Consider the following 19,178-nt stretch of genomic DNA (forward strand, 5'->3'; position numbering starts at 1 on the left):
AGAGGGCTGCCCGAATGACCCCGATCATCCCCCGGAGGGCCGCCGCATGACGGTGACCGCGCCCACCCCCGCCCCCGCCACCGAGGTGCCCAGGTCCAGCGGCACCCGGCTGGTGGACCGTGTCTTCAAGATGCGCGAACTCGCCATCCTGGCGGTCTTCCTGGTGATGATCGCCATCACCCAGATGGGCAACAGCGAGTTCCTGTCCGAGCAGGGCATCAAGGACCTGCTGCTGAACGCGACCATCCTCGTGCTGGTCGCCACCGGCCAGTCCCTCGTCGTCATCACCCGCAACGTCGACCTGTCGGTCGGCTCGACGCTCGGTATCAGCGCCTTCGCCGCGGGCACCTATCTGCAGGGCGGCGGCGACCCCGTCGTCGCGGTGTTCCTCGCGGTGCTGCTCGGCATCGGCTGCGGACTGGTCAACGGACTGCTCGTCAGTCTCGGTCAGGTACCCGCGCTCGTCGTCACCCTGGGCACCCTCTACATCATCCGCGGCATGGACTCCATCTGGGTCGGCCCGCGCCAGATCACGGCGGCCGACCTCCCCGGCGGATTCGTCGACTTCGGCTCCGGCGGCATCTCGGCGGTCCCGTATCTCGCGCTGATCGCCCTGGCCGTCCTGGTGGTCGCCGCGTACTACCTCAAGCACTTCGGCAGCGGCCGCGAGCTCTACGCGCTCGGCTCCAACCCGGAGGCCGCGCGGCTGGCCGGCATCCCGGTCCGCAACCGCATCCTGACCGCCTACATCGTCTGTGGCGGGCTCGCCGGACTCGCCGGCGCCCTGTACCTCGCCCGGTTCGGCAACGTCGACTCCGGCACCGGCACCGGATACGAACTCACCGTCGTCAGCGCGGTGGTGGTCGGCGGCGTCGTCTTCACCGGCGGCTCCGGCAGCGTCTACGGAGCCGCGCTCGGCGCCCTGCTGCTCACCTCCGTCAACAGCGTCCTGCCCGCCCTCGGCGTCAGCTCCGTCTGGGTGCTCGCCATCAACGGCGTCCTGCTCATCCTCGCCATCGCGGTCGACCGGATCGTCGCACTGCGCGTGGCCGCTGCCCTGAAGAAGAGGAACGCCCGCCATGGCTGACTCCGCTCTCGCGCGCGCCGTCCGCTGGGACACGGTCGTCGGCGCCCTCCTCATCGTCCTGCTGCTCTTCTCCTTCTCCTTCGTGGACGGCTTCGGCAACGCCCTCAACCTGTCCTTCCTGATCGGCAACACCCTGCCGATCGCGCTGATCGCCCTGCCGATGACCCTGCTCGTGGTGGCCGGCGAGATCGACCTCTCCGTCGCCTCCACGGCCGGGCTCTCCGGCTCGGTGATGGGCGCCCTGTGGAACCAGGGCATGTCGATCGAGACGATCATCCCGCTCTGTCTGGTGCTCGGCGTGGTGTGCGGGCTCGTCAACGGGCTGCTGGTCACCCGGCTCGGACTGCCGTCCCTCGCCGTCACCATCGGCACCCTCGCCGCCTACCGGGGCATCGCGCAGATCGTGCTCGGCTCCGACGCGGTCACCGACTTCCCCACCCAGTACCAGGACTTCGCGGCCGGACGCATCGGGGACACCTTCGTCCCGCAGGCCCTCCCGCTCTTCCTGGTGCTGCTCGCCGTCGCCGTGGTCGTTCTGCACGCCACCCCCTTCGGGCGCTCCGCGTTCGCGATCGGCGCCAACGAGGAAGCCGCCCGGTTCGCCGGCATCCGGGTCAAGCGGCAGAAGCTGCTCCTGTTCGTCGCGACCGGCTTCATGGCCTCCCTGACCGGGGTGTTCTGGGCCCTGCACTACGCCAGCGCCCGTTACGACAACGCCACCGGGCTCGAACTCTCCGTCGTGGCCGCCGTCCTGCTCGGCGGCATCGACTTCGACGGCGGCAAGGGCACGCTCGGCGGCGCGATAGCGGGCGTCTTCCTGCTCGGCTCGCTGCAGAACGTGATGAGCCTCCTCAATGTCTCCGCGCAGTCGCAGATCGTCGTCACCGGCGTTCTGCTGGTCGTCTCCGTGCTCGGCCCCCGGGTCGCACGGCAGATCTCCGTAGCGAGGGCGGGCCGCAGAGCCGCCTCGACTCCGATTTCGTAACCCCGCTCCGCTCACCCTCGTAAAGGAACCCTCCGCCATGCGCAAGTCATCGATCCGCCGCACCTGCGCGGCGCTCGCCGCCGTCACCTCCCTCGCCCTGGCCGTCAGCGCCTGCGGCGGCACGACCAAGAACGACGTCAAGGACTCGGGCGGCTCCAACGCCGCCGCCGGCGCCAAGGCCGACCCGAACGCGGCCACCAAGAAGGGCCTCACGGTCGGCTTCCTGCCCAAGCAGGTCAACAACCCCTACTTCACCTCCTCCGACAAGGGCGGCGAGAAGGCCCTCACCGAACTGGGCTCGAAGTACAAGGAGGTCGGCACCAACAGCGCCACCGACACCAGCGGCCAGGTGAGTTACGTGAACACGCTCACCCAGCAGCAGGTCGACGCGATGGCGGTCTCCGCGCAGGACCCGGGCGCCCTGTGCACCGCGCTCAAGCAGGCCATGACGAACAAGATCAAGGTCGTCACCTACGACTCCGACACCAAGGCCGACTGCCGCAACGCCTTCGTCTCGCAGGCGAGCGCCGAGGACCTGGGACGCACCGAGGTGCAGCTGCTCGCCAAGCAGATCAACTACAAGGGTGAGATCGCGATCCTGTCCGCGGCGCAGACCGCGACGAACCAGAACACCTGGATCGACTTCATGAAGGAGGAGCTGAAGGACCCCAAGTACAAGGACATCAAGCTGGTCAAGGTCGCCTTCGGCAACGACGAGGCCCAGCAGTCCTTCCAGCAGACGCAGGGCCTGCTCCAGGAGCACCCCAAGCTCGCCGGGATCATCTCCCCGACCACCGTCGGCATCAAGGCGGCCGCGCAGTACCTGTCCGGCTCCAAGTACAAGGGCAAGGTCAAGCTGACCGGCCTCGGCACCCCCAACGACATGCGCAAGTACGTCAAGAACGGCACCGTCGAGGGCTTCGAGCTGTGGGACCCGGCGAAGCTCGGCGAGCTGGCGGCCCGCACGGCCGTGGCGCTGTCCTCGGGGCAGATCACCGGCAAGGAGGGCGAGACCTTCAAGGCCGGCGACATGGGCTCCTTCACCATCGGCAAGGACGGCGTGATCAGCCTGGGCAAGCCGACCGTCTTCGACGCCAAGAACATCGACCGGTTCAACTTCTGACGGTCCGTCGGTCACACCTCCCCAGTCCTCGCGTTCTGGCGTCCTGACGGTCTCGCCGGACCGACTCCCAGGCCCCGGAGGGTCATTGATGCAACGTGTGTGCTTTCTGCTGAAGGTCCGTGCGGACCGCCTCGACGAGTACCGCGAGCGGCACGCCGCCGTGTGGCCCGAGATGCTCGACGCGCTCTCCGCCACCGGCTGGCACAACTACTCGCTCTTCCTGCGCGAGGACGGCCTGCTGGTCGGCTACCTGGAGACCGAGGACTTCGCGGCCGCGCAGGCCGCCATGGAAGCCACCGACGTCAATGCCCGTTGGCAGACGGAGATGGCGCCGTTCTTCACCTCGCTGGACGGCGCCAGACCCGACGAGGCCATGAAACCCCTCACCGAAGTGTTCCACCTCGCCTGAACAGCCTGCCTGAACAGCCAGCCCGTCCGACCACCCCGCCCGCAGCCCGATCGAGGAGCCCGTACATGAGACGACGCACCGTGCTGACGACGGCCCTGCTGGGCGCCGTGGCAGGCCCCGCCCTCACCGCCCAGACGGCGCGGGCGGCCGTTCCCGGCCCCTCCGTCACCCTGACCGGAACCACCCAACTCGACTCCCAGGCAATCTACTTCGTCTCCTACGACGGTCTGGTCAACAACAACTCGTTCCAGAAGAACGGCCTGTTGACCTACCGTGGCTACCAGTACGCGGCCTGGTACACCGCGGACCGCAGCGCGGTCGTGGCCCGCCGCGTGCTCGGCGCCACGACCTGGTCCAAGATCACGCTCGGCCACAAGCTCAAGAGCGACGACTCCCACAACGTGATCTCCATGGGCGTCTCCCGGACCGACGGCCGGCTGCACCTGAACATGGACTCGCACAGCGACGGCTTCTTCTACGTCAAGTCGGTGGCCGGGCTGCTCGACAACGCCGCGTCGACGGCCTGGACCTCCGCCGTCCTCGGGGCCGTCCAGACCTCCCTGGACGGCCTCGCGCTCACCACGCAGTTCACCTACCCGCAGTTCGTCGCGACCCCGTCCGGCGGCCTCCAGCTGAGCTACCGCGTCGGCGTCTCCGGGAACGGGCGCAACGCCCTCGCGGAGTACGACGGTTCCTCCTGGACGGCGCTCGGCGAGTGGTCCGCCTCCACGGGGACCTACACCAGCGCGCACGGGTCGAGCACGGCCCGCAACATGTATCTGCACGGGATCGACTACGACGTGAACGGCCGGCTGCACTCCTTCTTCACCTGGCGCGAGCAGAACGCCGCCGTGATGTGCAACGCCGGCGGCATCACCAACCACGACACCGGCTACGTCTACTCCACCGACAGGGGCCGCAGTTGGCGCAACGACGCGGGCGCCGTCGTCGGCACCACCGGAACCTCGGACACCGTCGCCGTCACCGACGCCGGACTCGTCGTCGACTCCCTCGACCCCGACCACTCCCTGATGAACCAGGAGAGCCAGGCCACCGACTCGGCGGGTCTGCCGCACGCGATCATCAGCTATGTGCCCGGACGCTTCGGCCAGTGCACCACCAACTACGTCACGGACCGCACGGCCAACGGCCGCGCCTTTCACCTGCGGAAGAGCGCCTCGGGCGGCTGGACCAAGACCGAGATCCCGGTCGCCCCGAACTCCAGCCAGCGCACCAAGCTGGTCCTGGACCGGTACGACAACGCCTACGCGATCATGCCGTTCGGGCGGATCGCCGGCGCCTCGAAGTCCTCCGGACACACCGACTGGAAGCTCCTGTTCGACGGCAGCGGCCTGAACGCCTTCGGCGAGGTCGTGATCGACGAGACGCGCGTCTCGCAGGACGGAACGCTGTCCGTGATGTACCAGGAGAAGTCCAGCGGAACCACGCCGTCGGCGCTGCACGTCATCGATTTCCGGCTGCCCTCATGACCACTGTTTCCGGCCCGCTCGCGGGTAATGTGAGGGCCTGCCTGCCGCTTCTCGTTCTGGAGGTTCCCGCCTGATGGCCCAGTCGGTGGGTATCAAGGACGTCGCCCGTGCCGCCGGAGTCTCCGTCGGCACGGTCTCGAACGTGATCAACCGCCCCGACTCGGTGGCCTCCGAGACGAGGGCACGCGTCCTCTCCGCCATCGACCGGCTCGGCTATGTACGCAGCGAGTCGGCACGCCAACTGCGGGCCGGGCGCAGCCGGATCATGGGGCTTCTCGTCCTCGACATGGGCAACCCGTTCTTCGTGGACGTCGCGCGCGGCGCCGAGCGCGCCGCACGGGACGCCGGACTCGGGGTGATGGTCTGCAACAGCGCGCAGTCCCCGAGCGAGGAGGCCGACTATCTGTCGCTCTTCGCCGAGCAGCGGGTGCGCGGGGTGCTGCTGACGCCCACCGACGCGAGCGGGCGCAACATCGAGGCGTTCCGCCGCAACGGCATCCCCTTCGTGCTGGTCGACCGGGTCGCCGAGGGCACCACCGAGTGCTCGGTCTCGGTCGACGACGTGGCAGGCGGTGCGCTTGCCGTCCGGCACCTCGTCGACGCGGGACACCGCTCGATCGCGTACGTCAGCGGACCGCCCGGCCTCAGCCAGGTCAGGGACCGCCGAACGGGCGCACTGAACGCCCTGGCCGAGGCGGGCCTCGGCCAGGCGAATCTGCGCGAGCTGCCGACCGAGCGCCTCGACGTGGCCGCCGGGCGCGACGCCGGAGCCCGGCTCCTCGGCCTCGCCGAGCGGCCCACCGCCGTCTTCTGCGCCAATGACCTGCTCGCCCTCGGTGTCCTGCAGGCCATGTACGCGGCCGGCGTCGGCGTGCCCGACGACCTCGCGATCGTCGGCTACGACGACATCGAGTTCGCGGCCGCCGCGGCCGTCCCGCTCACCTCCGTGCGCCAGCCCGCCGTGCCGATGGGCGCCCTCGCAGCCGAGCTGCTCCTGGAGGAGATCGACGCGGAGACCGCACCCACGCCGCACGAGCACCGGAGGGTCGTGCTCCAGCCGGAGCTGGTGGTGCGCCACTCCAGCCTGGCGGCGCGCTGAGCAGCGGTTCAGTTCCCGGCTACGGCCTGCTGAGTCACTGTTCAGTTCATTTTCTTGATCCCCGGGCCGCGGAGCCCGGGCAAGATGTGCTCAACTGGGACGCAGCCTGGAATCCGTACGTCTCGGGAGCCCTGTTGACCGTCAGCTACCGCCAACCCGGTGTCGTCCTCACCGACCACCGCTTCACCGTGCCTCTCGACCACGACCATCCGGCGGGCGAGACCATCGAACTGTTCGCCCGCGAGGTCGTGGCGAGCGACAAGGCGCACCAGACCCTGCCCTGGATGGTCTACCTCCAGGGAGGCCCCGGCTTTGGGGCGAATCGTTTCGTCGGCCGTCAGGCCTGGCTCGACCGGGCGCTGCAGGACTTCCGCGTCCTGCTGCTGGACCAGCGCGGCACCGGACTCTCCACGCCCGCCAACCGGCAGACGCTCCCGTTGCGCGGCGGCCCCCGCGAGCAGGCCGACCACCTCGCGCTCTTCCGCGCCGACTCCATCGTCCGGGACTGCGAGGCCATCCGGCCCGGGCTCACCGGAGGAGCGCCCTGGACGGTCCTCGGCCAGAGCTTCGGCGGGTTCTGCACCGTGCACTATCTGTCCAGCGCCCCCGAGGGGCTGAGCGCCGCCGTCGTCACCGGCGGCCTGCCCACCCTCGACGGGCACGCGGACGACGTCTACCGCGCCGCTTACCCGCGCATCGAGCGCAAGGTCGCCGCGCACTACGCGCGCTACCCGCAGGACGTCGAGCGCGCCCGCCGGATCGCGGAGTACCTGCTCCAGCACGAACCGGTCCTGAGCGGCGGCTACCGTCTGACCGTCGAGGCCTTCCAGTCGCTGGGCATCCTCCTCGGCGGCAGCGAGGGCAGCCACCGGCTGCACTATCTGCTGGAGGACGCCTTCGTCCGCACCCCGCAGGGCCCGGCGCTCTCCGACGCCTTCCAGGAGGAGGTCCAGGGGCTGCTCTCGTACGCGGGTCATCCCCTGTACGCGCTGGTCCACGAGGCCTGCTACGCCCAGGGCGACCGCCCCACCGCCTGGTCCGCCGAGCGGGTGCGCGCCGAGTTCCCCCAGTTCGACGCGGCCAAGACCCTCGCGGACGACGGACCGCTGCTGTTCACCGGCGAGTCCGTGCACCCCTGGATGTTCGAGACCGACCCGGCGCTGCGCCCGCTGCGGGAGACCGCCGAGGAACTGGCCGCCCGCACCGACTGGGCGCCGCTGTACGACCCGGCCCGCCTCGCCGCGAACGAGGTACCGGTCGCGGCGGCGGTCTACCACGACGACATGTACGTCGACGCGGAGCATTCCCTGCGCACCGCGCGTGCCGTCCGGGGCCTGCGCACCTGGGTGACCGACGAGTTCGAGCACGACGGGGTACGGGCGGGCGGCCCGCGCGTACTGGACCGGCTGCTGGCACTCACGCGCGACGATGTCTGACACGTCCGCACCCCGCGCCGTCCGGCCCCTTCAACGGGCTCCACCGGACGGCGCAGCCGTGTCCGGCACCGGTCGCCGACGACCGGACGCGGACATAGCGTCGCAGACGACATGAAGTTGTCTGCGGATCGAGGGACCGGCATGACTGTTCTGGTGCAGAACCAGAGTGCGGCGTGGAACCAGAAGCTCTACGACACCATTTTCGAGCGGGTGATCCCGGACCGCGCGAAACCACCAGCCGGGCTCGTCGCCCACTACAGCGCACCCCTCGCGTCGGGCGGCTTCCAGGTCGTCGACGTATGGGAGTCGGAGGACGCCTACCGGCGGTTCGAGGCGGAGGTCATCGTGCCCGCCGCGCAGGACCTCGGCCTGCCTCCGTTCGACACGACGGTGGTCGAGATCCACAACTCCCTCGTCGTGTAACGGCGTTCTCTGACCCTTCATCCGGTAAGCGGCGCCTCCTAGAATTCTGACGACCTGTCAGAATCCTGAGGGGGCACGGATGATCGACACCACGCGTACGGACATCCCGGAGGGCGAGCAGCGGCTGCGCCTCGACGTGGAGGGCGGTATCGGCGTCCTCACCCTGTGCCGCCCGGCGAAACTCAACGCGTGGAGCTGGGAGTCCACCCGCCAGCTCGGCCTGTTCGCCGACCGGATCCGCTTCGACGCGTCGATCCGGGTGGTGCTGCTGCGGGCCGAGGGACGTGCCTTCTGCGCGGGGATCGATGTGAGCGCCCCGGGCGGCGCGATCACCGGTCGCTCGGGGGCCGAGCGCGCTCGTGCCTACTACGAGGGAATTCGCTGGGCCCACGAGCGTTTCGCGGCCTTCGCGGGGCTGCCGCAGCCCGTCGTCGCGGCCGTGCGGGGCTACTGCCTCGGCTTCGGGTTCGAACTGGCGCTGATGGCGGACATCAGGATCGCCTCCCGCGACGCCGTGTTCGCCCTGCCCGAGGCCCAGTTGGGGCTCGCCGTCGACGCCGGCGGGGATCTGCGGATCGCCCGCGAGGCGGGCGCGGGGTGGGCGAAGTTCCTCGCGCTGACCGGGAGACGGCTGGACGCGACGACGGCAGAACGCCTGCACTTGGTCCAACTCGTCGCGGACGAAGGCGAATTGGACAAGACGGCCCGAGCCGTCGCCGCGGAGATCGCGGCGAACGGGCCACTCGCCGTGCAGGGCGTCAAGCACGACATCGACGCGTACGCCGAAGCCGGTCTCGCCGCGGCCCTGGACCGGACCGCCCTGTCGGCCGCGCTCACCCTGACCTCCGACGACGCGGCGGAGGGATACACGGCCAAGGGCGCCCGCCGCGTGCCGCGTTTCGAGGGAAAGTGACCGACGTGTTTTGATCGGTCACTGTTCCGTACGACGAAGCAGGGGGACCGATGGACGACAGTGAACTCCTCGCGGACCGGTTCGAGGAGCACCGGGGCCGGCTGAGAGCGGTGGCCTACCGGATGCTGGGATCCCTCAATGAGGCGGACGACGCCGTCCAGGAGACCTGGCTCAAGCTCGGTCGCACCGACCCGGACGAGATCAGGAACCTGGGCGCTTGGCTGACCACCGTGACCGGCCGGGTGTGCCTGGACATGCTGCGCTCGCGCACCGCGCGCCGCGAGGACCCCTTGGAGCCCTCGGACACCTTCGTGCCCGACCCCGTCGTCAGCCCCCTGGACCGGATCGACCCCGAACAGGAGGTGCTGCTGGCCGACTCGGTCGGGCTCGCCCTCCTCGTGGTCCTGGAGACGCTGGAGCCCGCCGAGCGGCTCGCCTTCGTGCTGCACGACATGTTCGCCGTGCCGTTCGACGACATCGCGCCGATCGTGGGCCGTTCCTCGGCCGCCACCCGTCAGCTCGCCAGCCGGGCGCGCCGCCGCGTCAAGGGAGCAGTCCCCGAGCCCGAGCGGGACGTCATCCGGCAGCGGGAGGTCCTCGACGCCTTCCTCGCGGCGTCGCGCGGCGGGGACTTCGAGGCACTCGTCGCCGTCCTCGACCCCGATGTCGTGCTGCGCGCCGACGCGGGCCCCACGGCCGGCGGCGTGGCCGTGTCCCGACTCGTGCGCGGCGCCGAGACGGTGGCCCGGCAGGCGCTCGCCTTCGCGCGTTTCGCCGCGACGTCCCGGCTCGTCCAGGTCAACGGGGAGGCGGGTGTCGTCGCGCTCGTCGACGGCCGGCCGCACTCGGTCATGGGCGTCACCGTCGTCGACGGCAGGATCGTCGCGATGTACATCCTGGCCGACCCCGACCGGCTCGCCCGGCTCGACCTCGCGGGGGCGAGGGCGGGGGAGTGAGTGTCAGCCGGTGAAGGGGCCGCGACCCAGCTGGTCCCGCACCGGCGTGACCGGCGGGCTGACGAGCTCCCTGCGCTGCCAGTTCGCGCCGTCCACCACGAGGGTGTGACCGGTGATGAAACGCGCGTAGGGGGACGCCAGGAAGGTGGCGGCCCAGCCGAGTTCGCGGGGCGCGCCGACGCGCAGGGCCGGCTGCCGCCGGTCGTGCGCGGCGTGCCCCGCGTTGTCCGCGTGCCCCGCGCTGTCCAAGGTGGCCGTGTCGGCCGCGGCCCGTGCCAGGTTGCCGCGGATGTCGTCCGCCATGTCCTCGTGCGGCATCAGCCCCGGCACCAGACCGTTGACCTGGATGCCGTACGGGCCCCACTCCACGGCCAGTGTCCGCACGAGGCTCTCCACGCCCGCCTTGGCCGCCGCGCTGTGCGCGAAACCGGGGCCGCCCGTCCAGGCGTAGGACGCGCCGACGTCGATGACCGACCCCGGCGTGCCCGCCGCCAGATGCCGTCTCCCGAACTCACGGGTCATCAGAAATGTTCCCGTGAGGGTGATGTCGACGACCGCCTGCCAGGCGTTCGGCGACATGTCCTCTGTGGGGACCGGGAAGTTGGCGGCCGCGTTGTTGACCAGCACGTCGGGAAGCGCGGACCCGTCGAACACCTCGGAGATGCGCTTCGGGTCCCGGATGTCGCACACGGCGGACGTCACCCGGGTGCCCAGCTTCGCCAACTCCGCCCGGGCGGGGGCGAGATGCCGCTCACGCCGGCTGACGATCAGCAGGTCGGCCCCCAGCCGGGCGAACTCCGCCGCGATCGCCCTCCCGAGTCCGGTGCCGCCGCCGGTGACCAGCACCAGCGAGCCGTCGTACGTCCCGGCCGGCAGCGCGCTCGCGCCCAGCGGGGGAGGAGAGGGGAGGCCGGGGAACGCTGTGGAATCCATGGCGCACTCGATACCCGGTGCGCCGTCAAACATCCAGACAAGGGCCGTGAGGATCACCTCGGGAAGGGTCCGGCCGTGAAGTCGGCGCAGTTCAGGGGCGCGTCCCGGGCTCAGTAGGCTGGGGACATGCAAGAAGACGGCAGCACGCACCCGGACCCACGCCTCGAACTGCGAGCCGACTGCGGTCAGTGCTTCGGACTGTGCTGTGTCGCCCTGCCCTTCGCCCGCTCGGCCGACTTCGCGATCGACAAGGGCGCGGGCGAGCCCTGCCGGAATCTGCAGAGCGACTTCCGGTGCGGTGTCCACACCCGGCTGCGGCGGACCGGCTTCACAGGCTGCACGGTCTACGACTGTTTCGGTGCCGGGCAGCAGGTCTCCCAGGTGACCTTCGGCGGGGTGGACTGGCGCACGGGGTCCACGGAACGCGCCCGGCAGATGTTCGACGTGTTCCCCGTCGTGCGCCACCTCCATGAACTGCTCTGGTACTTGAACGAGGCACTGACGCTCCCCGCCGCGCGTCCGGTGCACGCCGACGTCCGGCGCCTGCTCGCCACGACGGAGCGCCTCACGCGGCAAACCCCCGAGGAACTGGGCGCGTTGGATGTGGGCCCGCACCGGCAGGAGGTCAGCGAAGTGCTCCTGCGGACCAGCGAGCTCGTACGGGCCGGGGTCGGCGGGGGCAGGAAGAAGGACCGGCGCGGAGCCGATCTGATGGGCGCCGGCCTCAAGGGTGCCGACCTGCGCGGCGCGAGTCTGCGCGGCGCCCTCCTCATCGCCGCCGATCTCACCGGGGCCGATCTGCGCGGAGCCGATCTGATCGGTGCCGACCTCCGGGACACCGTCCTCACGGACGCCGATCTGACCGGGGCCATCTTCCTCACCCAGCCGCAGCTGAACGCGGCGCGCGGCAGCGCCGGCACCCGGATCCCGGAATCGGTCGACCGTCCCGGCCACTGGACCGCTCAGGGCTGAGGGCGGGGACGCGCCCGGGCCGGCAGCGGGTCGAGCGGCACCTCACGGCCCGGGACCCGCCCGGTGCCAGGAGGGGGTCCTCACTCGGCCGCGCGGGCCAGGGTCGCCTCCCGCCCCGGCACCTCAGGCGTACGCCGTTCGAGGTGCAGGCGCAGGCCCTCCGGCATCAGGGTCAGCCGCTCGGCCACCCGCAGCCGGTAGCCGGGCTCGGGCCGCAGGTCGTAGCGGCGCAGCAGCAGTCCGAGGACCAGCGTCGCCTCGTGCAGCGCGAACTGGCGGCCGATGCAGGCGCGTGCCCCGGTGCCGAACGGCTTGAAGGTGTGCGCGGGCCGGGCCCGTACCGCCTTGGCGTCGAAGCGGTCCGGGTCGAACTCCTCGGCGTCGGCGCCCCACACCTCCGGGTCCCGGTGCAGCATCGCGGTCAGGACCAGCGCCCATGCCCCCTGCCGCATCGGGTGGACACCGCCGAGCAGAGTGTCCTGCCGGGCCTCGCGCGCGAACGCCGGTGCCGTCGGCCACAGGCGCAGCGACTCGTCGAGGACCCGGCGGACGTAGCGGAGTTTGGCGACCTGCTCGTAGCCCGGCCGTTCCGTACCGCCCCACACGCGGTCGACCTCCGCACGCGCACGGGCGGCGACCTCCGGGTGCCGGGCGAGGTAATGCAGGGCGAAGGAGAGGGCACCCGAGGTGGTCTCGTGGCCGGCGATCAGGAAGGTGATGACCTGGCGGCGGATGTTCTCGGGGGTCAGCCGCTCCCCGGTCTCCGGGTGCGCGGTCTCCAGCATGCGGTCGAGCAGGTCCCCCTCGCCGTCGGCGGTCCGGCGGGAGGCCACGACCGCGTCGACCGTGCGATTGAGGTACGCCATGTCCGCCGCGTTGCGCCGCGAGGCGCCCCGCAGCAGGAGCGGAGCCAGCGGGACGGGGACGACGTTGAGGCGTTGCGCGTAGGTCAGCGTGCCCACCATCGCGTTCACGAAGGGGTGCGGCCGGGAGCGCTCGAACGAGGCGAAGTCATGGCCGAACCCGGTCCTCGCGATCGTCTCCAGCGTCAGCTTCGTCATGTCGCCGGGCACGTCCACCGTGCGGCCCGCCGCCTGCTCCCGGTCCCAGCGGTCCGTCAGCCGCTCGGTCACGGCCAGCATCATCGGGTGGTAGCCCTCCATGGCCTCGCGGCTGAAACCGGGGGCGAGGACGTCGTGCGCCAACTGCCAGTTGGGCTCGTGGTTGTAGGCGGTGAACAGCCCGTCCCCGGCCACCGGACGGAGATTGGCGACCCCCAGGCCCACGTGCTTCGCGAACCGCGACTCGTCGGCCAGTTCGGCGGCGAGATCCGCGCCCCAGACGAAGACGATCTCGTTGCGGAAGGCCTTGCGCCGGAAGATCGGTCCGAGCTGCCGCCCGAACTTCATGGAGTCCTGCAAGGGGGAGCGGACGTCGGCGCCGAGCACATCGCCGACGAGCGGCACGCGGTGCGGCGGATGCGGAATGCGGTGCAGCTCCGGCCAGCCCAGTTCCGCGCTGCGGAACCCCTTGGGCCGTGCGGCCTCCGTCGTCTCCGCCATGACGCCATCTCCCTTGTGCCTCGGGCAGGTTGACTCTGTTGTACGCGAGTTCAATAGTGGCATTCAGTCTGGTCCCGTTGTTGAACCGACGTCAAGTAAAGTGCGGGCATGACGGGGAAGCAGGGGGAGCGCGCACGCCGCCGGCTCAGCACCGAGGAGCGCCGGGAGCAGTTGCTGTCGGTCGGCGCCCGCCTGTTCTCGGAGAGCCCGTACGACGACGTGTGGATCGAGCAGGTCGCCGAGATCGCCGGAGTCTCGCGCGGTCTGCTGTACCACTACTTCCCGACGAAGCGGGACTTCTTCGCGGCCGTGGTCGAGCGGGAGAGCGGGCGGATGCTGCGGATGACGGCGGCGGTGCCCGGCGTTCCGGTGCGTGAGCAGCTCGGCGCGGGCCTGGACACCTTCCTCGGGTACGTGGAGGAGCACGCGCACGGGTTCCGTGCCTTCCACCGCGCCGACGCGGCCGGTGACCAGGCCGTGCGCAGGGTCTATCAGGAGGCGCTGGCCGCGCAGGAGCTGCAGATCCTTCAGGCGCTGGCGGCGGATCCCGAGCTCGGCCGGGCGTCCGAGGACCGTCTTGAACTCCGTATCGCCGTCCGCGGGTGGCTGGCCTTCACGACGGCCGTGTGTCTGGAGTGGCTCAGGGGCGCGGACCTGACCCGCGACCAGGTACGCGATCTGTGCGCGCGGGCCCTGCTCGGCGCGATCACCCCCTGAGATCCGCCCTGTCGGGTGACCGCGATTCCCGTTCGCCGGGCGTGAATCCCCGTTCGGCGGGCGTGAATCCCCGTTCGGCGGGCGTGAATCCACGGTCGGGTCCCCCGCCCGGCGGGGCGTGGTTGGTATGCGGGACGGTCCTCGACCGGGACATCAACGCGGCGGTCAACGTCGCCAAGGCCGCCGGACTGGCGGTGTCAGCCTGTGGAGCGCAGGTAAGACGGGCATCCGTGCCCGCACAGCGCAGCGAAACAGGAACCCACCAAGAGCTGCCCACCGCGTCGCCGCGGTGGGAGCAGATTGGAATCCCGGGCCTTTAGGCCCGGGAGGATGTCAAAGCGGCAGCGCACAGACCGCGGCGGGTGAGGCGAACGGCTCACCGGCGCACCGGAGTTCACCGCTCTCTTCGTCGACCTGGAAGACGGTGACCGTGCTCGACCGCTGGTTCGCCGCGAACAGCAGCCGTCCGTCCGGGGAGAACGCGATGTGGCGCGGGAAGTCGCCGCCGACCGGCACCGTGTCCAGCAGCCGCAGTCGGGCGCCGTCCGCCTCGATCGCGTACCGCGTCAGGCTGTTGTGGCCCCGGTTGGCGAGAAAGGCGTACGAGCCGTTCGACGTCACCAGGACCTCCGCCGGGTAACTCGTGCCGCTTCCCGTGCCCGTCGACTGCGGCTCGCCCACGGTGAGGCGACCGGTCGCCGGCTCGTAGCCGCAGACCGTCACCGTGTTGTCGGCCTCGTTGGCGAGATAGGCGTACCGGCCGCCGGGGTGGAACGTGAGATGACGCGGGCCCGCGCCCGGCTTCGTGCCTGCCCGGGACACCTCGGTCAGCGTGCCCCTGTTCTCGTCGAGGCGGTAGGTGTACACCGTGTCGGTGCCCAGGTCGACGGCCAACAGGTGGCCGCCGTAAGGGCTGGTGATGAACTGGTGTGCGTGCGGGCCCTGTTGGCCCGGGCCGGGCGCCGGGCTCGAGTGCGTGACCAGATCGGTGCGCTCGCCGAGCGCGCCGGACGCGTCGACGGGATGCACCGCGACGCTCCCCGAGGCGTAGTTCGCGCTCAGCAGCCAGCGCCCGCTGGGATGCACGGACACATGGCAGGGGCCCGCTCCGCCGGTGGAGCGGCTGCCGAGCACCTCGGTCCCCGGGAGGCGTACGGCCGTCACCGCGCCCGCGCTCTGCTCGTCGACGGCGTACAGCGTGCGGCCGTCCGGATGCACCGCGAGAAAGGACGGGTTGTCGACGCCGGTCACGACACCGCCGCCGGTGACCGCGCCGGTCCCCGTGTCGTACGTGGCGAGACCGATCCCCTTCCCGGCGCCGTCGCCCGACGTGTACGTGCCCAGGAACAGCGGGCGGGGGCCGGAGCGGGGCGCCGGGGACGAGGGCGCCGACGGAGTCGCCGCGGCGGAGGGGCCGGCCGCCGGCGCCTTCGGGAGCGGCGTCGTCACGTCGGGGTCGGCCCGCGGAGCGGCCGGTGCCGGGACCGTCGTGATCGCGGCGGCCCCCGCCAGCGCGCCGACGAAGCGGCGTCTGGTCCAGCCGCCGCCCGCGCCGCGCGACGGTCCTGCACCACTGCTCATGCCTGCACCTCGGGGTGTCGGTTGCCTCGGCTGTGACAGCCACCCTGGCGTGCGACACCCCGGAAGTGCAAGAACGGCAATGCTCGTTGCGATGCGTGCAACGCAGGAGGTTCCTACCAGTCGCCGTCCTCGACCGGCTTGCCCGGCGCGTCGCCGAGCGGCTTCACCTGATGGGGTGAGGGCTGCTGCCAGGGTTCGTGGTCGTCGCCCAGCCAGTCGCCGACCGGCTTCACCGCCCCCAGGTCGTCCGTGGGGGCCAGATCGGTGGCGTCCTGGTCGTAGTAGTCGAACCAGGGGAGCCCCGCGCGGGTGTACGCCGCGCGGTCCACCGGGGACGGCGGCGGCGCCTCGCCGGTGATGCGGCGCCACTCCGGAGGCGTCACGAGATGGACGAACACGCGCCCGGCCGGCTCCTCGGCCCAGGCCTTCAGCGGCCGGTCGTCCCGGTAGACCTCCTGGCGCATCGAACCGCCGACGCCGAGACCCATCGCCGGGGCGCTGCGCGCGCGGCCCGGAGCGGCTCCGGCGGCGGTGGGCGCGGCGCCGGGTGCGGGCGGCGCCGCCATCATCGGCATGGCCGCGCCGTACGCGCCCGGCGGGGGCATCCGCAGGCGCTCCTCGGCCTTGCGGAGCTCCGCCTCGCGCCAGGCCGCGAGCTCCTTGGGAGCGAGCGGGAACGACTGGAGCTGGACACCGCCCCAGACCTCCTCGCCGGTGACCTGGCCCTCGACCGTCGCCCCCAGACCCAGCGGTACGGCCACGAACTGGCGGACCGTGCCCTTGCCGGAGTTGATTCCGTCGAGCCAGGGCTGCCGGGGGAGGACGACGTAGTTCTGCGGGTCACGGGCGAGCCGGGAGCTCCACGGCTTGCCGGATACGGCACACACCTTGCCCACGCCGACCTGCAACGCGGCCGGCTCCGTCGTCCCGGCGAAACTCAGCCACATGGCCTCGCGCAGATACACCGGCAGCATCACACCGCCACGGGCCCGCCACTCGGCGGGCACACGGTCTTTGTAGTCCTCGACACGCCGGACGGGGAACTCGCCGAGCCCCGGCGGCAACGCGTGCGTGCCCGTCTCGGGCAGGCGCAGGGTGCGGATGAACCGCACCTGCACCCCGCCCGGCAGCCGCAGTGCGTTCCCGTCGATCCGTACGGTGTCCTCGGTCATGCGCCCGCCCCCTCGTCGTCCAACTGTCGGCGACGCCGTGCGGCTCACCGCTCCACCACGTCGTGCCGCTTCCTCACACGGAACTCGTCATTTAGAACGAACGGAGGCGGCGGAACGGTTCCGGTTCCGGCGCAGTGGGCGCGGCAGGCGCAGCCGGCGCCGCAGCCGAGTGAGGCGCGGCCGCCGCTCGCGCTCCTCGGCGGCGCAGCGGTCCAGCTCCTCCAGGAGCCGACGGGTCCGGTGCTCGGTGTCGAGCTCGTCGATGATGCGGGTGACCTCGGTCAGGACGGAGCCGTGCAGCTGCCACTGGCTCGCGTCGCGCTGGACCTCTTCGAGGAACAGCTGGGCCAGTTTGTCCCGGGTGGCGGCCGCCGTGGTGAGCTCCGCTCCGAGCCGCTCCTCGGCGGACTCGGCGCTCTGGGTGACATCGGTGGTCACCAGGACCGCGAAGCTGACGATCGCGTCGCCGACCTCGGACAGCAGTTCCTCCAGTACGGCCCCCGCCTGCGGTTCGAACAGTGGTTGCGGCTCCCGCTCCTTGGCGAGGTCGGTGAGGCTGCGCGCGAGGACCCGCAGGACCACCGTGCAGATCTCCAGTGTGTCCAGGCCGGTGCGCAGCACGACCCGGTGCATCAGCCCCTCGCGCACCCGCGGGTTGAGTTTCAGGCTGTCCTCGGCCTGCCGCAGGGCCGCGTCCACCCCGGAGATGTCGTGGTCGAGCCGGCGGGCCTCGTGCAACCGCTGGGCCGCCACATGGAAGGGGGTGCGCCCGGCGGCCTCCTCGCCGATCCGCAGCATCAACTGCCGCACCCGGCGCGCCAGATCCTCGATGGACTCACCGGCCACCCCCACCCACACGGGTGGCGCGAGCACGAGGTTGCAGGCGAGCCCTACGACCGCTCCGATCAGCGTCTCCAGTACACGCGCCCACGCGGTGTCGCCCACTCTGGTGACGCCGAGGACCAGCATGGCGCTGATCGCCACCTCGGGCACGAACTCACTGACCCGGACCAGATGTCCCACCGCCAGCGAGGCGAGGATGATCAGACCCAGACTCCACCAGGTCAGGCCCACGAGGCTGCTGAAGACGATGGCGATGACGACACCCGCCACCACGGAGTTCACCCGGCGGACGGCGGTGGTGATCGTCGAGTACAGCGTGACCTGCACGACCAGCAGCGCGGTCAGGGGCGCGGTCAGCGGCGCGGGCTCGGGACTGAGATGAATGGCCACCACGTACGCGATCGTCGCGGCGGCCGTCGAACGAAGTGTCTGGACGACCACCGGCTCCCGGCGCCGCTCCACGATCTTCGCGACGGATGCCGTCCACTCACCACGTGCCTCTTGCATCCTTGGGGCCTTCCCGTTTAACAGGGGTACCGAACGTCCTGCTTGCGGACCGTATCTGTCCGCAAGGGGTCCTAGGTTGAAGGCATCAGCTGGGTCGGATGGGTCGGACGGCATCAGGAGGCACCGGAATGAGCGGAACGGGCAGCGTCGAGGGCATCGAACTGCTGACGCGGGCGCACGACCGGCTGCGCGGTGTGGCCGCGGGCGTACCGGAGGGCGCCTGGGGAGCGCCGACGCCGTGCAGCGAGTGGACGGTGCGCCAGGTGCTCAACCACGCGCGACTCGACCAGCAGGCGTACGGCGCGGCGATCACCGGCACCGGGTGGCCCGACGCGGACCCCTTCCACCCCGTCGACGGTCTGGAGGCCGATGCCACGGTGGCGCTCGACAAGGTCCTCGCCGACGTCGCCGGCGTCTACGCGGGGCTGCCCGCCGACGCCCAGGAGGTGGCGACGCCGCTCGGGCCGCTGCCGTTCCGGGTGGCGGCCGCCGCGGCCGCGATGGACGCGGCCGTGCACGCCTGGGACATCGCCGTGGCGACCGGCCAGGCATCCCCCCTCGACGACGATCTGGCCGAGGGCATCCGGCTCGCGGCGGACCGGCTGGCCGATCACCTCCGCGCGTCGTTCGGAGTGTTCGCCGCGGCGCGCGAGGTACCGGAGGGCGCCGGCCGGGCCCAGGCACTGCTCGCGTTCCTGGGCCGCGACCCGCACTGGGCCCCGGCCGGTTCCTGACGAGCCCGGAGGGGCCATGCCCGCGGGTCGTCGTGCCTCCCGGTCGCCGTGCCCGCGGCGGCGGCTCGCCGGGAACGGCGCGAAGCCGAGGGCCCGCTCCGGGCGGCACCGGAGCCGTCTCGGACAGCGGCGCAGGAGCGGCCTCTGACACCGGCGTCGAAGCCGCCACTGACACCCGCGCAGGAGCCCGACACCGGTGCAGGAGCCGTCTCGGACACCGCTGCAGGAGCCTTCGC

The 19,178-nt window shown here is 71.3% G+C and carries 18 protein-coding genes; 13 read left to right on the forward strand and 5 right to left on the reverse strand.

Annotated elements, in window-relative coordinates; genetic code table 11:
- Positions 1 to 46: 46 nt before the first annotated feature.
- The 10 genes from ACZ4N5_RS21185 (at position 47) to sigJ (ending at position 9,921) form a co-directional block, all read left to right on the forward strand.
- A complete protein-coding gene (locus tag ACZ4N5_RS21185; RefSeq protein WP_467758604.1) occupies positions 47 to 1,087 on the forward strand; it encodes an ABC transporter permease in 1,041 nt (346 codons plus the stop codon).
- Complete coding sequence (locus ACZ4N5_RS21190) at positions 1,080 to 2,072, forward strand: ABC transporter permease (protein ID WP_467758605.1); 993 nt, start codon at positions 1,080 to 1,082, stop codon at positions 2,070 to 2,072. The genes ACZ4N5_RS21185 and ACZ4N5_RS21190 overlap by 8 nt, the downstream gene beginning before the upstream one ends.
- 37 nt (positions 2,073 to 2,109) lie before the next feature.
- A complete protein-coding gene (gene rhaS / locus ACZ4N5_RS21195) occupies positions 2,110 to 3,195 on the forward strand; it encodes a rhamnose ABC transporter substrate-binding protein (RefSeq protein ID WP_467758606.1) in 1,086 nt (361 codons plus the stop codon).
- Positions 3,196 to 3,283: 88 nt separating this feature from the next.
- Positions 3,284 to 3,604, forward strand: coding sequence for an L-rhamnose mutarotase (locus ACZ4N5_RS21200; RefSeq protein ID WP_261709441.1), 321 nt, complete (start codon positions 3,284 to 3,286; stop codon positions 3,602 to 3,604).
- A 65-nt stretch (positions 3,605 to 3,669) separates the two neighbouring features.
- Positions 3,670 to 5,094 (forward strand): BNR repeat-containing protein, encoded by a 1,425-nt coding sequence (locus ACZ4N5_RS21205; RefSeq protein ID WP_467758607.1) that lies wholly within the window; start codon positions 3,670 to 3,672, stop codon positions 5,092 to 5,094.
- Between the two features lie 73 nt (positions 5,095 to 5,167).
- Positions 5,168 to 6,193 carry a LacI family DNA-binding transcriptional regulator gene (locus ACZ4N5_RS21210; RefSeq protein WP_467758608.1) on the forward strand — a complete coding sequence of 342 codons (1,026 nt, stop codon included), beginning with the start codon at positions 5,168 to 5,170 and terminating at the stop codon, positions 6,191 to 6,193.
- A 134-nt stretch (positions 6,194 to 6,327) separates the two neighbouring features.
- Entirely contained in the window at positions 6,328 to 7,629 is a 1,302-nt protein-coding gene (locus ACZ4N5_RS21215) for an alpha/beta fold hydrolase (RefSeq protein WP_467758609.1), read from the forward strand.
- Between the two features lie 141 nt (positions 7,630 to 7,770).
- Complete coding sequence (locus ACZ4N5_RS21220) at positions 7,771 to 8,052, forward strand: hypothetical protein (RefSeq protein WP_467758610.1); 282 nt, start codon at positions 7,771 to 7,773, stop codon at positions 8,050 to 8,052.
- A gap of 79 nt (positions 8,053 to 8,131) precedes the next feature.
- Entirely contained in the window at positions 8,132 to 8,965 is an 834-nt protein-coding gene (locus tag ACZ4N5_RS21225; protein ID WP_467758611.1) for an enoyl-CoA hydratase/isomerase family protein, read from the forward strand.
- 50 nt (positions 8,966 to 9,015) lie between these two features.
- Entirely contained in the window at positions 9,016 to 9,921 is a 906-nt protein-coding gene (gene sigJ / locus ACZ4N5_RS21230; protein WP_467758612.1) for an RNA polymerase sigma factor SigJ, read from the forward strand.
- A gap of 3 nt (positions 9,922 to 9,924) precedes the next feature.
- Here the strand turns inward: sigJ and ACZ4N5_RS21235 are convergent, their stop codons facing one another.
- Positions 9,925 to 10,854, reverse strand: coding sequence for an SDR family oxidoreductase (locus ACZ4N5_RS21235; RefSeq protein WP_467758613.1), 930 nt, complete (start codon positions 10,852 to 10,854; stop codon positions 9,925 to 9,927).
- 126 nt (positions 10,855 to 10,980) lie between these two features.
- Here ACZ4N5_RS21235 and ACZ4N5_RS21240 point away from each other — a divergent pair, with 126 nt between their 5' ends.
- Complete coding sequence (locus tag ACZ4N5_RS21240; RefSeq protein ID WP_467758614.1) at positions 10,981 to 11,826, forward strand: pentapeptide repeat-containing protein; 846 nt, start codon at positions 10,981 to 10,983, stop codon at positions 11,824 to 11,826.
- An 80-nt stretch (positions 11,827 to 11,906) separates the two neighbouring features.
- Here the strand turns inward: ACZ4N5_RS21240 and ACZ4N5_RS21245 are convergent, their stop codons facing one another.
- Positions 11,907 to 13,388 (reverse strand): cytochrome P450, encoded by a 1,482-nt coding sequence (locus ACZ4N5_RS21245; RefSeq protein ID WP_467758615.1) that lies wholly within the window; start codon positions 13,386 to 13,388, stop codon positions 11,907 to 11,909.
- A 108-nt stretch (positions 13,389 to 13,496) separates the two neighbouring features.
- Here ACZ4N5_RS21245 and ACZ4N5_RS21250 point away from each other — a divergent pair, with 108 nt between their 5' ends.
- Positions 13,497 to 14,105 (forward strand): TetR/AcrR family transcriptional regulator, encoded by a 609-nt coding sequence (locus ACZ4N5_RS21250; protein WP_355840543.1) that lies wholly within the window; start codon positions 13,497 to 13,499, stop codon positions 14,103 to 14,105.
- Between the two features lie 333 nt (positions 14,106 to 14,438).
- Here the strand turns inward: ACZ4N5_RS21250 and ACZ4N5_RS21255 are convergent, their stop codons facing one another.
- The 3 genes from ACZ4N5_RS21255 to ACZ4N5_RS21265 all read right to left on the reverse strand — a co-directional run bounded on the left by ACZ4N5_RS21255 (position 14,439) and on the right by ACZ4N5_RS21265 (position 18,208).
- A complete protein-coding gene (locus tag ACZ4N5_RS21255; RefSeq protein ID WP_467758616.1) occupies positions 14,439 to 15,686 on the reverse strand; it encodes a lactonase family protein in 1,248 nt (415 codons plus the stop codon).
- Positions 15,687 to 15,799: 113 nt separating this feature from the next.
- Complete coding sequence (locus tag ACZ4N5_RS21260) at positions 15,800 to 16,858, reverse strand: hypothetical protein (protein ID WP_467758617.1); 1,059 nt, start codon at positions 16,856 to 16,858, stop codon at positions 15,800 to 15,802.
- 87 nt (positions 16,859 to 16,945) lie between these two features.
- Positions 16,946 to 18,208 carry an FUSC family protein gene (locus tag ACZ4N5_RS21265; protein ID WP_467758618.1) on the reverse strand — a complete coding sequence of 421 codons (1,263 nt, stop codon included), beginning with the start codon at positions 18,206 to 18,208 and terminating at the stop codon, positions 16,946 to 16,948.
- A gap of 128 nt (positions 18,209 to 18,336) precedes the next feature.
- Between ACZ4N5_RS21265 and ACZ4N5_RS21270 the strand changes: the two genes are divergently transcribed.
- Positions 18,337 to 18,942, forward strand: a complete 606-nt coding sequence (locus ACZ4N5_RS21270) for a TIGR03086 family metal-binding protein (protein ID WP_467758619.1) — start codon at positions 18,337 to 18,339, stop codon at positions 18,940 to 18,942.
- The last annotated feature ends 236 nt before the right edge of the window (positions 18,943 to 19,178 follow it).

Source organism: Streptomyces sp. NPDC026500, from assembly GCF_055567635.1.

What these genes read in the sequence shown, in the direction of transcription:
- rhaS (WP_467758606.1), top strand. Translation starts at nt 2,110, where the DNA reads ATGCGCAAGTCATCGATCCGCCGCACCTGCGCGGCGCTCGCCGCCGTC.
- ACZ4N5_RS21190 (WP_467758605.1), top strand. Translation starts at nt 1,080, where the DNA reads ATGGCTGACTCCGCTCTCGCGCGCGCCGTCCGCTGGGACACGGTCGTC.
- ACZ4N5_RS21235 (WP_467758613.1), bottom strand. Translation starts at nt 10,854, where the DNA reads ATGGATTCCACAGCGTTCCCCGGCCTCCCCTCTCCTCCCCCGCTGGGC.
- ACZ4N5_RS21270 (WP_467758619.1), top strand. Translation starts at nt 18,337, where the DNA reads ATGAGCGGAACGGGCAGCGTCGAGGGCATCGAACTGCTGACGCGGGCG.
- ACZ4N5_RS21240 (WP_467758614.1), top strand. Translation starts at nt 10,981, where the DNA reads ATGCAAGAAGACGGCAGCACGCACCCGGACCCACGCCTCGAACTGCGA.
- sigJ (WP_467758612.1), top strand. Translation starts at nt 9,016, where the DNA reads ATGGACGACAGTGAACTCCTCGCGGACCGGTTCGAGGAGCACCGGGGC.
- ACZ4N5_RS21260 (WP_467758617.1), bottom strand. Translation starts at nt 16,858, where the DNA reads ATGACCGAGGACACCGTACGGATCGACGGGAACGCACTGCGGCTGCCG.
- ACZ4N5_RS21210 (WP_467758608.1), top strand. Translation starts at nt 5,168, where the DNA reads ATGGCCCAGTCGGTGGGTATCAAGGACGTCGCCCGTGCCGCCGGAGTC.
- ACZ4N5_RS21200 (WP_261709441.1), top strand. Translation starts at nt 3,284, where the DNA reads ATGCAACGTGTGTGCTTTCTGCTGAAGGTCCGTGCGGACCGCCTCGAC.
- ACZ4N5_RS21225 (WP_467758611.1), top strand. Translation starts at nt 8,132, where the DNA reads ATGATCGACACCACGCGTACGGACATCCCGGAGGGCGAGCAGCGGCTG.
- ACZ4N5_RS21255 (WP_467758616.1), bottom strand. Translation starts at nt 15,686, where the DNA reads ATGAGCAGTGGTGCAGGACCGTCGCGCGGCGCGGGCGGCGGCTGGACC.
- ACZ4N5_RS21220 (WP_467758610.1), top strand. Translation starts at nt 7,771, where the DNA reads ATGACTGTTCTGGTGCAGAACCAGAGTGCGGCGTGGAACCAGAAGCTC.
- ACZ4N5_RS21185 (WP_467758604.1), top strand. Translation starts at nt 47, where the DNA reads ATGACGGTGACCGCGCCCACCCCCGCCCCCGCCACCGAGGTGCCCAGG.
- ACZ4N5_RS21245 (WP_467758615.1), bottom strand. Translation starts at nt 13,388, where the DNA reads ATGGCGGAGACGACGGAGGCCGCACGGCCCAAGGGGTTCCGCAGCGCG.
- ACZ4N5_RS21250 (WP_355840543.1), top strand. Translation starts at nt 13,497, where the DNA reads ATGACGGGGAAGCAGGGGGAGCGCGCACGCCGCCGGCTCAGCACCGAG.
- ACZ4N5_RS21265 (WP_467758618.1), bottom strand. Translation starts at nt 18,208, where the DNA reads ATGCAAGAGGCACGTGGTGAGTGGACGGCATCCGTCGCGAAGATCGTG.
- ACZ4N5_RS21205 (WP_467758607.1), top strand. Translation starts at nt 3,670, where the DNA reads ATGAGACGACGCACCGTGCTGACGACGGCCCTGCTGGGCGCCGTGGCA.